Origin of the sequence: Psychrobacter proteolyticus, assembly GCF_038155145.1 — a bacterium.
In the GTDB taxonomy this organism is placed as follows: Bacteria; Pseudomonadota; Gammaproteobacteria; order Pseudomonadales; family Moraxellaceae; genus Psychrobacter; species Psychrobacter proteolyticus_B.
In genome coordinates this window covers 86,678-98,975 of sequence record NZ_JBAKAY010000006.1, presented here as the reverse complement: position 1 = coordinate 98,975, position 12,298 = coordinate 86,678, and the positions used below count along the sequence as shown (strand labels likewise).

11 protein-coding genes are annotated in these 12,298 nt (G+C 43.2%); 5 read left to right on the top strand and 6 right to left on the bottom strand.

All coding sequences use genetic code 11. The features are described from left to right. Window positions 1-187: 187 nt before the first annotated feature. A complete protein-coding gene (gene lon / locus V6252_RS09045) occupies window positions 188-2,791 on the bottom strand; it encodes an endopeptidase La (RefSeq protein WP_341610156.1) in 2,604 nt (867 codons plus the stop codon). Window positions 2,792-3,225: 434 nt separating this feature from the next. Here lon and V6252_RS09040 point away from each other — a divergent pair, with 434 nt between their 5' ends. Continuing rightward, a complete protein-coding gene (locus tag V6252_RS09040; RefSeq protein ID WP_341610155.1) occupies window positions 3,226-4,587 on the top strand; it encodes a Na+/H+ antiporter family protein in 1,362 nt (453 codons plus the stop codon). Between the two features lie 106 nt (window positions 4,588-4,693). On the opposite strand, the gene V6252_RS09035 is transcribed toward V6252_RS09040, so the two are convergent. Both V6252_RS09035 and V6252_RS09030 read right to left on the bottom strand, forming a co-directional pair. After that, window positions 4,694-4,948 carry a hypothetical protein gene (locus V6252_RS09035; protein ID WP_341610154.1) on the bottom strand — a complete coding sequence of 85 codons (255 nt, stop codon included), beginning with the start codon at window positions 4,946-4,948 and terminating at the stop codon, window positions 4,694-4,696. Continuing rightward, entirely contained in the window at window positions 4,948-5,688 is a 741-nt protein-coding gene (locus V6252_RS09030) for a 5-formyltetrahydrofolate cyclo-ligase (RefSeq protein WP_341610153.1), read from the bottom strand. Before V6252_RS09030 ends, V6252_RS09035 begins: the two co-directional genes overlap by 1 nt. 212 nt (window positions 5,689-5,900) lie before the next feature. Here V6252_RS09030 and fumC point away from each other — a divergent pair, with 212 nt between their 5' ends. The 4 genes from fumC (at window position 5,901) to V6252_RS09010 (ending at window position 8,736) form a co-directional block, all read left to right on the top strand. Next, window positions 5,901-7,304 (top strand): class II fumarate hydratase, encoded by a 1,404-nt coding sequence (fumC, locus tag V6252_RS09025; protein ID WP_102092240.1) that lies wholly within the window; start codon window positions 5,901-5,903, stop codon window positions 7,302-7,304. A 313-nt stretch (window positions 7,305-7,617) separates the two neighbouring features. Then, window positions 7,618-7,851 carry a hypothetical protein gene (locus tag V6252_RS09020; protein ID WP_341610152.1) on the top strand — a complete coding sequence of 78 codons (234 nt, stop codon included), beginning with the start codon at window positions 7,618-7,620 and terminating at the stop codon, window positions 7,849-7,851. Further along, entirely contained in the window at window positions 7,848-8,321 is a 474-nt protein-coding gene (locus V6252_RS09015; protein WP_341610151.1) for a hypothetical protein, read from the top strand. Before V6252_RS09020 ends, V6252_RS09015 begins: the two co-directional genes overlap by 4 nt. Window positions 8,322-8,418: 97 nt before the next feature. Next, the gene (locus V6252_RS09010; RefSeq protein ID WP_341610150.1) at window positions 8,419-8,736 is read left to right on the top strand and encodes a hypothetical protein; all 318 of its coding nucleotides are present in this window, start codon (window positions 8,419-8,421) and stop codon (window positions 8,734-8,736) included. Between the two features lie 138 nt (window positions 8,737-8,874). Here the strand turns inward: V6252_RS09010 and V6252_RS09005 are convergent, their stop codons facing one another. The 3 genes from V6252_RS09005 to V6252_RS08995 form a co-directional block, all read right to left on the bottom strand. Continuing rightward, entirely contained in the window at window positions 8,875-9,687 is an 813-nt protein-coding gene (locus V6252_RS09005; protein WP_341610149.1) for a MipA/OmpV family protein, read from the bottom strand. A 147-nt stretch (window positions 9,688-9,834) separates the two neighbouring features. Then, window positions 9,835-10,908 carry a rhomboid family intramembrane serine protease gene (locus tag V6252_RS09000; RefSeq protein WP_341610148.1) on the bottom strand — a complete coding sequence of 358 codons (1,074 nt, stop codon included), beginning with the start codon at window positions 10,906-10,908 and terminating at the stop codon, window positions 9,835-9,837. 184 nt (window positions 10,909-11,092) lie between these two features. Continuing rightward, entirely contained in the window at window positions 11,093-12,292 is a 1,200-nt protein-coding gene (locus V6252_RS08995) for an alpha-hydroxy acid oxidase (RefSeq protein ID WP_341610147.1), read from the bottom strand. Window positions 12,293-12,298: the final 6 nt, after the last annotated feature.

Here is a 12,298-nt window from a genome sequence, read left to right as displayed (position 1 = left end):
AACGTATGGGTTTGAAAAACGAGACAATATAAATAGCCCTTGAAATTAAATGGCTTTAAATGCGTGAGAAACCTACTAAGAAGGCTATGAACTGCAAGCAAATGAATAACAAACAGGTATAAAAAAGCCGCCCATCATTGTGATAAGCGGCTTCTTAATCTATAGGACGAGTTTAATAAAGGTTCAATTAATTGTGCAGTGCTTTGCCAGAGGTTTTATCAACCGTAACTTTTGCAGGTTTGATTGGTGTTGGCATACTCACCAAAGCAACCTTTAAGATTTCCTCAATCGTGGCAACTGGCTGAATGGTTAAGCCTTCTTTCACGTTATCAGGGATATCAGCCAGATCACGCTCATTGGTCGCTGGGATCAAGACGTGCTTGATACCACCGCGATGTGCCGCAAGCAACTTCTCTTTGAGACCGCCGATACGTAATATCTTACCGCGTAAGGTAATCTCACCTGTCATCGCAATATCTGGACGGATAGCGATACCTGTCAACGCAGAGACTAGCGCTGTCGTCAGTGCACCACCAGCAGATGGGCCATCTTTTGGCGTGGCACCTTCTGGCATATGTACATGGACGTCTGTTGTTTTAAACGTCTCGTAGTCGATACCTAAGCTGTCACCGCGAGCACGAACCACGCTCATGGCTGCGCGAATCGACTCTTTCATCACATCGCCTAGTGAACCGGTAAAGCTAAGCTCGCCTTTACCTTTCATGCCGACCGCTTCGATGGTCAATAGCTCACCGCCGACCTGAGTCCATGCAAGACCAGTAATACGACCAATCTCAGGCTCTTCTTCAGCCAGACCGTAGTCATACTGATGCACACCTAGATAGTCATCGATATTTTTGTCATCGACTGTCACTAGCTGACGCTCTGCTTTTTTCGGAGCACGCGCGCCATGAGTTTCAACCGAACCGCGAACCACTTTGCGGCAGATTTTGTTCACTTCACGCTCAAGGTTACGCACACCTGCTTCACGCGTATAGCTACGCACGATGCTGTGCAATGCGGCTTCAACAATCTCAATTTCACCTTCTTTAAGACCGTTTTGCTTAATCGCTTTTGGCACTAGGTATTTCTGTGCGATATTAACTTTTTCTTCTTCGGTATAACCAGGTAAGCGAATAACTTCCATGCGGTCAAGCAGTGCAGGTGGAATATCCATACTGTTGGCAGTACAGATAAACATCACTTGCGACAAATCTAAGTCCATATCTAAATAATGGTCGTTAAATGTATCGTTCTGTGATGGGTCCAATACTTCAAGCAACGCTGATGCTGGATCACCGCGGAAGTCTTGCGCCATCTTATCAATTTCATCTAATAAGAATAGCGGGTTTTTGACTTCTACTTTTGCAAGTGACTGAACAATTTTACCCGGCATCGCACCGATATAAGTACGGCGATGACCACGAATCTCTGCTTCATCACGTACGCCACCAAGCGCCATACGCACAAACTTACGACCCGTGGCACGGGCAATTGATTCACCCAATGAGGTTTTACCCACACCTGGAGGACCGACGAGACATAGAATCGGGCCACGAAGCTTTTTCACGCGTGATTGTACGGCGAGATATTCTAAAATGCGGTCTTTTACATCTTGTAGACCGTAATGGTCTTCGTCTAATACCGTCTTAGCTTTGTCTAGATTGATAGATACTTTGGTCGTCGCATTCCACGGCGTGTCCAAAATCCATTCAATATAGTTGCGTACGACTGATGATTCACTTGATGCAGGTGGCATCATTTTGAGCTTTTTGAATTCTTGCTCAGCTTTTTTGCGCACATCTTCTGGCAGGTCAGCATCTTCTAAACGCTGCTCTAGCTCAGCCACATCATCTTCACCATCGAACGCGCCGTCATTCATATCTGACAGCTCATTTTTGATGGCTTTCATCTTCTCGTTCAAGAAGTATTCGCGCTGATTGTCTTCCATTTGCTGACGGACAGCATCTTGAATATCTTGCTCGATATTTTGCTCAGCACTTTGCTTGACCAAATATTCAGTCAAGGTATTGATATGCGTTTTGATATCGTCTTCTTCTAGGAAAGACTGTTTGATATCAAGGTCCATCGACACACGAGTTGAGATGAAATAAACCAACTCAAGCAAGTCGTCAATACGTTTGGCCACACGAGTCAGCTCACGTGCATTGCGAAGTCGCGCATCTGCATAGCTTTCAAATAATGTAGTTAATGCTTGAATCGTATTTTTCTGTTGACTCTCATCCATGCTGACATCAAGGTCGGCACGCTCAAATCTCGCCATCAATAAATCGTCATGGCCTTCTATGTTATCGACACGAGCACGGTATTGACCTTCGATCAATACTTTAATGCAGTTCTCATCGCTATCGTGTGGCATAGTGCTGACGATGCGGCACACCGTACCGTACTGATACAAGTTGTCTTGATCAATATCTTCGGTCAGTGAGTCTTTTTGCGCGACTACCAATACTTTATTGCCATACTCAGCCTGTGCCAGCTCAACCGCTTTCACCGATGGCGCACGTCCCACAAACAATGCAATCTGCATATGTGGATAGACGACGACGTCACGTAACGCCAACAGTGGCAGATAGCTTTCATCTTCATTGTCTTTGACAGTGTTGGATGAGGCATTTAACGCATCCGTAGATGAGCTTTCTGTCTCATTATTCGCGTCAGCACTGATGTTAGCGTCAGTGTCAGTATTTGCATCAGACGTCGTGTCAGTGTTCAGGGCAGATGATACATCGATGTCGATGTTGTCTTTATCAATATTATGTTCACTCATATGTTTTTCCTCGTTCCCCAGACTTGTAAAGTCAAGTTCGTGGTTCATGTTTAGATAAATGGTGCTCAGGAAAAAAATTGCAAGGCTGAATGGTGAAGTCGTCTGCTTATCTTTGTTAAATAGTTGTCTGAGCGTCCAGTTATTAATGCAATTAATGTGGGTAATGATGTGTTGTCATTAGTGTGACTAGTCTATGAATGATAAAGACAGTTAGAAATTATAGAAGAGGGTTTAGATGTATAGGTGATATTTAGCTACCTATGTTGATGCCTAATCGGTTCTATGCGTAGGCTTTATACCCAAAATAAGGTAAACTGGCGCGCGTCTAAAACAGGCTCTCACATTGAGACGTTTTAGACAACAGGGCGATATTCATTAGTTTCAATATTCATAGGTCTCAATAAGACCAAAGTATAAAGAACAAGGGGCAACACATGGCCATCAATGCAGTATTGCTAGCAGTTATTATCATGCTAGGACTGTCACTTTCGCGAGTGCACGTGGTGCTCAGTTTATTAATCGGGGCGCTGGCAGGTGGACTGCTAGCAGGGCTTGGTATTACTGATACGCTCAATGCTTTTCAAGAAGGCATCCGTAATGGCGCAGAGATTGCGCTGTCGTATGCACTGCTGGGGGCGTTTGCGGTAGCGATTGCTCATTCAGGCTTGCCGCAATCGTTGGCAAGTGCGGTCATCAAGCGTATTGATGCGGCTGGTACGAGTGGCATGATTAAGTACATGCTGTTTGCCGGCCTCATTACCATGAGCTGCTTTAGCCAAAATTTAATCCCTATTCATATTGCCTTTATTCCATTACTGGTACCGCCACTATTATTAGCATTCAATCGTATGCAGATTGATAGACGCCTGATTGCTTGTCTGATTACGTTTGGACTGGTCACCACCTATATGTTTATTCCTTATGGCTTTGGTGATATCTACCTCAATCAGATTATGCTAAAAAACGTGGGTGAAGCGGGTATTGATGTTGCCAATATTTCTGTAGTGCAAGCCATGGCGATTCCTGCGTTGGGCATGCTGATTGGTTTGCTGGTTGCCGTATTTATCAGCTACCGTAAGCCACGTGTGTATCAGCAGATTGCGATAGATCAGCAAGCGCATGATGCCGTCGTAGAAGGTGATGCCTTAAGTAAAACTGCCGCTGGTGCACAGTCGCAAAGTAAGTTAAAAACGCTGGTTGCATTGGCTGCTATCGTGACTGCTTTTGTGGTGCAGCTATATACTGACTCGCTACTTCTCGGCTCGATGTTTGGCTTCGGTGTATTTATGGCGACTGGCGTAGTGAAGTGGCGTGATGCTGATGGCGTCTTTAATGATGGTATCAAACTGATGGCGATGATTGGCTTTATTATGATTACCGCGCAAGGCTTTGCTGAAGTAATGAAAGCCACTGAGCAGATTCAACCATTGGTCGATGGCGCAGCGTCACTGTTCGCTGGTAACAAAGCGATGGCTGCCTTTATTATGCTATTGATTGGTTTGATTGTGACTATGGGTATCGGTTCTTCATTTTCGACCATTCCTATTTTGGCCGCGATTTATGTGCCGCTATGCATTTCTTTAGGGTTTTCGCCATTGGCTACTGTAGCGATTATCGGTACGGCTGGCGCGCTGGGTGATGCGGGTTCGCCTGCGTCAGATTCGACATTGGGGCCAACCTCTGGTCTAAACATCGATGGCCAGCATGATCATATCAAAGACAGTGTGATACCGACATTCTTACATTACAACATTCCGCTACTGGCCTTTGGTTGGATTGCAGCGATGGTGCTGTAGTAAGTGATTTGAATGATTGGGTTTGATATAAAGGGCGAGTATAGCTATAAGCTATAAGCTATGCTCGCCTTTTTCATTTTTCTTTATTACTTAATCCATATGCTTTTTAATACTCATCATCAAAATCTTTTATCTCACCGCTTAAACTACTCAAAAACGCATCGCTTTGCACCAGCAGTTTATTTAGACGCTCTTCATTGACTAGCCTTGTCATCTCCTCAGCGCTAAAAGGTTGCTCTTGACTGTAGTAACGTATCTCTCTAGCGTCCTCATTGCCTAATGTCTGCAAATACTCATCCACATTGTCTGCACTGGAATCAGCAGCGCTAGAGTCTTTTTCAGACGTTTTATTATCTTTCATTAAAACCACCTTATGCCGCTTGGCGTAATTAAGCCATCTAATGGCACATCCCACGGTTGACGCGCTAATTGCTCAACCACTTGAAAATCATAGCACCAGCCAATTTTTAACGGCCTTGAAGCACCTGATCGATAGCTGTTACCAAGCGTCGTATCATAGAACCCGCCACCCATACCCATACGGTTACCGTTTAGGTCTACCGCCACAAGTGGACAAATAATCACGTCTAGTTCTGACGCCCATAGCAGAGCGCGGCTGTGATTTTGCTTCATGCCCAATTGATGAATGCGAGTGGGGACATTGACCAGTTTTGAATGATAGACAGGTACGAAGCGCAGGCGTTTATCATCATTACCATTGCTAGTACGACCAAGTGAACCGACAACAGGTAAATAAGGTAAATAGCCTAAGCGTTGACACCAGTCTAATATTGGCTGAGTGGGTAGTTCACCAAAGCCATCGTAATATAGTCCAATACGCGCACGCTTTGGCAAACATTGCTGTAGCTTAGATAGATGAAAGCTTGCAGACTGAGCATATTGTCTGCGCGCACCAGCACTCAACTGGCGACGCTGGCGAGTAAAGTGCCGTCTGGGTGGGTTGCTAATTACAGGTTCGGATGATTCAGCGTTTTTTGAGTCCAAATTATTTGGATCAAGGTTGTTTGAATCAAAGTTATTTGGCTCAGGTCGTATTGGTTTGGGGTGCATAGTTTCAGAGTGCATAGTTTTAGAGTGCATAGGTATCTTATCCAATGAAGTATCAGATTGGTGATGACAGGCGTTTTTAGACATTCATTTTTAGGCATCGCTCAAGGCTATTTGTGAATATTCAACACGCCTTAGTCATGCTATCATAACGCCACTTTACATCGTATTTCCGTTTATGTGCAGCAGCTGTTGCACTTTTTATCGTTCAGTTATTTAACAACAAACCAGTAAAGAGGGTAGTTATGTCGACACAGAATCAGGCAACTCGTACCGAAAAAGACACCATGGGCAACGTAGAAGTCCCAGCTGATGCTTATTGGGGTGCGCAAACTCAGCGTAGCCGCGAAAACTTCAAAATCGGTGGCGAGACTTTGCCGCGTCCAATGATTGAAGCGATGGCACTGGTCAAAAAAGCCGCTGCGATTACCAATGCAAGCCTAGAGCGTATCGAAGGCGACAAGCGTGATCTCATCGTACAAGCCGCTGACGAAATCATCAATGGCGGTCTGGTCGATCAGTTCCCATTGGTCGTATGGCAGACAGGTTCTGGCACTCAGTCAAACATGAACATGAACGAAGTATTGGCCAACCGTGCCAACGAAATCGCTGGTTCTGAGCGTGGCAGCTATACGCCAATTCACCCAAATGACCATGTGAACCATGCACAGTCTACCAACGATAGCTTCCCAACGGCGATTCGTGTGGCTGCTGCTCGTCAAATCAACAGCTTACTGATTCCAGCGGTAAAAGCACTACGCGATACGCTAGCGGCAAAAGCCAAAGAATTCGATAGCATCGTAAAAATCGGTCGTACCCATTTACAAGACGCGACGCCTTTGACTTTAGGCCAAGAGTTCAGCGGCTATGTCAGCCAACTTGACCATTCATTGACTCGTATCGACAACGCGCTACAAGGCTTATATGAATTGCCACTAGGCGGTACTGCGGTTGGTACTGGTCTAAATGCCCATCCTGACTATGCAGTAAAATCAGCTGAGCAACTAGCGACTTTGACTGGCTTGCCATTCGTCACATCACCAAACAAATTTGAAGCACTAGCCGCTCGTGATGCAGAAGTATTCGCTTCAGGCGCACTAAAAACACTAGCAGGTAGCCTAAACAAAATCGCTAACGACGTACGTTGGTTGGCATCTGGCCCTCGTTGTGGTCTTGGCGAGTTGACGATTCCTGAAAATGAGCCAGGCTCTTCTATTATGCCAGGCAAAGTAAACCCAACTCAGTCAGAAGCAATGACTATGGTTGTCGCTCAGGTCATGGGTAACGACACAACCATCAGCATGGCTGGCGCATCAGGTAACTTTGAGCTAAACGTGTATAAGCCAGTTATCGCGTTTAACTTGTTACAGTCTATCAAACTGCTTGGCGATGCTTGCAACAGCTTCAACGAAAACTGTGCCGTTGGTATTGAGCCAGTAAAAGACAAAATTGATGATTTCTTGCACAACTCATTGATGCTAGTAACGTCATTGAACCGTCATGTTGGTTATGAAAATGCAGCAAAAATCGCTAAGACAGCTTATAAAGAAAACAAAACTTTGAAGCAAGTGGCAGTTGAGCTAGAGCTATTAACTGAAGCTCAGTTTGATGAGTGGGTAATTCCTGCTGATATGGTACATCCTAAGTAAGCAGTAGACCAAATAATGACCTGCTACGGCGTCAGATTCGCTTAATGTACGATAAGTACTATTTGCACTCGTCTTTCTGGTAGCAGCATCATATTTGTGCCACTGAGAAGTTAGAAATAAAAAGACCTTGTCACGTTATGTGGCAAGGTCTTTTTTTGTTCACATTTCAGTAGCTAGTTCTAGCTTTGCACTTTTATCCATTAATATATATGAGACGATAGTTATATCGTACAACCCGATTAATGTTTATAAGTGTATGATATAAATGCTAGTATCCTAGAGAGACTGATTATTACACCAATAAGGAGTTAAGATGACTAAAACTGATCATATAGAAATACAATGTCCTCAATGTGGGCATAATGAGTTTGAGCATCCAGAGAATTTACAAGACAATGATTTTGTTAAGTGCAATAGTTGCCATTTTGAAATCATGTTAGCTGATTTAAAAGAGGTAGGTTTCGAGCAGGCGAAAGGTGTAGCCATAACTGAAGCGAAGGCAGAAGCAGAGAAAATATTCAAAAATTTATTTAAGGGCTTCAAATGAGCAAATTTGAAGTTTTAAGTCTGACAATTTCTATTATCGCAGCAATAATTTCAACCATCTCCTTAGTTCGTACAAGAGAGCTAGCTAAGGAACAATTAGAGCTTGAAAAAGTAACAGCAGAGTTATCTCGGCTTCAAATAGAAAGTATCACTGAGCAAAAAACAGATAAGACTAAGCCTAAATTTAATGTGAGCCTGACTAAACTAGGGAAGGCGTATAATTTTTATATTACTAACACAGGACAAGGTAGTGCATACAATGTTAATTTTGAGTTGATTGACTGTGAAGATAGTCCTCTATTTGATTCTGAATTATCAGAAATATTCCCCTATCAAGAAATGAAACCAAGTTCAAGAATTAAGCTCTTAGCATCTTTGCATATGGATAGTCCTAGCAAATATCAATCTAGAATAATTTGGGAAGACGAAAGTGGCAATAAACATGAAGAGATATTTTGGACTACACTTTAGTATTTATAGTTTTTCTTGCTTTAGGAATTTTATGTAATTCTTAGCTTTACTCAAAATACTACGTCTTTTTCGATCAATATTAATATGGAAATAAATTATGACTGAGTTCCCTAGACCCAAAAATTATCTTTATAAGGAAGTATTTTATTTTGATGGCGAAATCGCATTGATTAAAGGTAAGTACAAAGACTCAGAAAACTATTCTATTGGAATGAGGTGGATGGTTGGTGAAAGCGATCTTGGCTATCCATCAACTTTTGGGAACCCAATGTGGATGGTAGTTCCAACGAAATTAGCAAGTTTTATATTAGAAGGTATATTTAACGACTTAGAGGTTTTGCGTAAAAATATTTTAAACTTTCAAGAGTTTATGGATGCTCTTGAGATTGTTAGGGCTCGTTCTATCGCTATATAGTTAAATATTTTTATTAGTATAGAATTCTGCTAGTGGTTTAAATACACTTTGTAATCGACAATATAAATTAGTGATTTTATGAACAAGGAAAAGGCTGTGTATTTCCCTAGCCTTTTCATATCAAACATCTAATCTCAATTAAAACTTATAAAGCAAACCAAGCGTAGTTGCCGCTTCAGTACGTGAATCGACCATTGGGCTATCATATTGCTCATTGGGTACATAGCTCACGCTTTGATTGGCAAATCCTGCCCAGCGCTCATTAAAGTCATAGTTAGCACTGATGTTGATATACGGATTCAAGCTTGAGTTAGATTTATACTCATCAACACCCGTCTTAGCGGCCTCTTTTTCACTGACACCATAGTAGTATTCATTGTAGTCAGCATCATGATATTCAAAGCCAATACTTGGATAAACTGTTAGCTTGCCTTTAGTGATTCTAGAAAGGTAGGTCAAGCGAGCCGTGTTACCACCACTACGATCTAATACATCAGCACCTATCTGCGCGCGGATGCCACCGATAGCGGTACGACGCTGGTAGCTTAGACCTGCTTCTGCTGATGATTTACGCTCATCCAAGCCTTGAAGTGCGCCATTGGCATCATCAGGCTCAAACTCAGAACCCGCAAGCTTGGCATAGGCAGACAGCTGATTGACACCATCGTTGATCAGATATGCACCAGCTTGTGCACCGCGTACATAGACTTTGTTATTGTCATAAAATGCACCTGGTAACACGCGCACTTCAGTACTGTCTTCGAGATCATAGGCTGATTTGACCGCCATGACATTGACCCCAACGCTAAGCTCAGCATCTTTGTCAGTCGGCAAGTTGTCATTAAAAAGTGCGGCGTTAGACAGGCTAGCCACACTAAATAGTGCAGTAGCGGTGAACGCGCTAAACATAGTACGTGTAGAGATATTAGGTAGCGCTACAAGTTTTAACATAATTGGATCTCGTAAGTGAGTATAAATAGCTGAGTGATGCGATTAGGCAAAACGTGTTCAAAAGAGTAAGCAATAAAACGAATCAGTAATGTTGGTCAGTATGCTGTTTTTGGAGTCTATATAGCAATGATAGATAAGTATGAGCATTTACTCAATGGCTTTTAGTACTTGTAGTAATTGCTGGTGAATATCTTGCCACCACCAGACAAAACCAATACTGATAAGTAACATCGCAAGCCATGGTAAGAGCTGCCAAATAATGGAGGGTTTTTTAAGTGCTTCGGGTTCAATACTATTATGAACAGTGCCATTGTTTAACGGTGAATTGATAGTATTAATGCTATCGGCATATATATCTGCTGTATTCATTTCATTGTTGGCAAACGCAGTATCTTGCTCAGTAGAATCAGAATTAAGATGAGGCGATTGGCCGATAGTAATAGCATCATAATAATTTTGATTATCGTGTTGTTCACGATATTGGCCACTATACTGACTGTTATATGATGAGTTGTCGTGAACGCTGTATGAGTAGTTGGTTTGATAAGCGTTGAACGTGCGCTGTTGTTGAATCGCTGCGTTTTGAAGCGCGACTGCTAGACGCTGATGGTAGCCAATGGCAAAAGCTAATGCAATCACTAGTCCTGTGATTGCGCCACCGATATGACCAGCATTATCAATACCCGGTACAGCAAACCCATAGACGAGATTGATGCCCATAATAAATATCAGGCTTTTAAGATTGAGCACCATGCCATTGACCGATATTTTAAACAGTGCCGCGATTAATAATGCCGCGCCAATACCCATGATACCGCCTGACGCGCCAGCTGATAGTCCGGGCTGTCCCGTACCATACAAGATACTTTGCCATGTCACATAGCTGTTGAGTAAGTTACCGCCAATTGCCGCCAATAAAAATAATGCCAAAAACTTGGCTGAGCCAAACATCGGCTCGGCAATCTGCCCGAAGAAATACATGGCGAACCCATTAAACAATAAATGCATTAGACCAATGTGCAAAAATGCACTGCTGACCAGTCGCCAAGGATCATCACCCATAGTAAAAGGTAATGCATTGGCACCCCATTTGAGCAGTGCCTCAGTTGAAGGGTTATTGGCATCGACGCCCGTTAGTATCTGCATAATAAATAGCCCGATAAAGCTGGCTAGAAGCAAGGTGGTGACGGGCGCTGTTTTTAATAGTTGTTGAATGGTCATAAAAGCGAGATATCATCAAAATGTTGTATATATAGTATAAAGGGTATGGCCAGATAATGTTATTTATCCGCAGGTCATCATGGTACAAGTTTTCATAGTCTTGTTGGCTGATAGCTTTCAAAAATAGATAGTTCTTAGAAGTCCAAAATTCTTAAAAACGGATAGTACTAAAAAATGAATAGCTCTAAAAGTGACCAACTTTAAGATTCTCATAAGTACCTTTTACCAAGATGTCATCCGTGACTTTATTGATATCGGTATGACCGCAGAATGCCATTGAGATATCACATTCTTTATAGATGATTTCGAGCGCACGGCGTACACCATCTTCACCATAAGCGCCCAATCCATAGAGGAAAGCGCGACCAATCATTGTACCCTTTGCACCTAGTGATATCGCTTTCAGCACATCTTGACCAGAGCGAATGCCACTGTCTAACCATACCTCGATATCACTATCTTCAGCATGGACAGCTTGTACGATGTCAGAAAGCGCAGAAATAGAAGACAGTGCACCATCTAATTGACGGCCTCCATGGTTTGAGACGACCAGTGCATCAGCACCGCTACGGGCCGCCATGATGGCATCTTCAGGTTCCATGATACCTTTGATAATGAGCTTGCCACCCCACATTTCTTTGATACGCGCCACATCATCCCAGCTCAAACGTGGATCAAACTGCTCTTCTGTCCATGAGCTCAATGATGACAAGTCTTCAACGCCTTTGGCATGACCGACGATATTGCCAAAGCTACGACGTTTGGTTCCTAGCATATTCATACACCATTGCGGCTTAGTCATTAGGTTGATGATGTTGGTAAGTGTCGGTTTAGGCGGTGCAGACAAGCCGTTTTTAATATCTTTATGGCGTTGACCCATGACCTGCAAGTCGGCAGTTAATATTAGGGCTGAACAATTGGCATCTTTGGCTCGTTGAATCAGATTGGCCATATAGTCTTGATCGCGCATGACATACAACTGAAACCAAAACGGCTTGCTGGTATGAGTGGCGATATCTTCGATAGAGCAGATGCTCATGGTCGAGAGCGAGAAGGGCACGCCAAATTTTTCAGCGGCACGCGCGGCATGAATTTCGCCATCTGCCCACATCATGCCAGTGAATCCAGTTGGAGCGATAGCGACGGGCATATTGACGGACTCACCAATCATTTGTGTCGCTAGGCTGCGATTGTCCATATCGACCAATACTCGCTGGCGCAGTTTGATACGGTCAAAGTCCGTTTCATTACTACGATACGTGGTCTCAGTCCATGAGCCTGAATCGACATAGTCATAAAACATACGCGGCACTTTGCGCTCAGCGACACGGCGCAAGTCTTCAATCTCTGTTACTTTCTTTAAGACAGGTTTTAAATCTTTCATGATTTC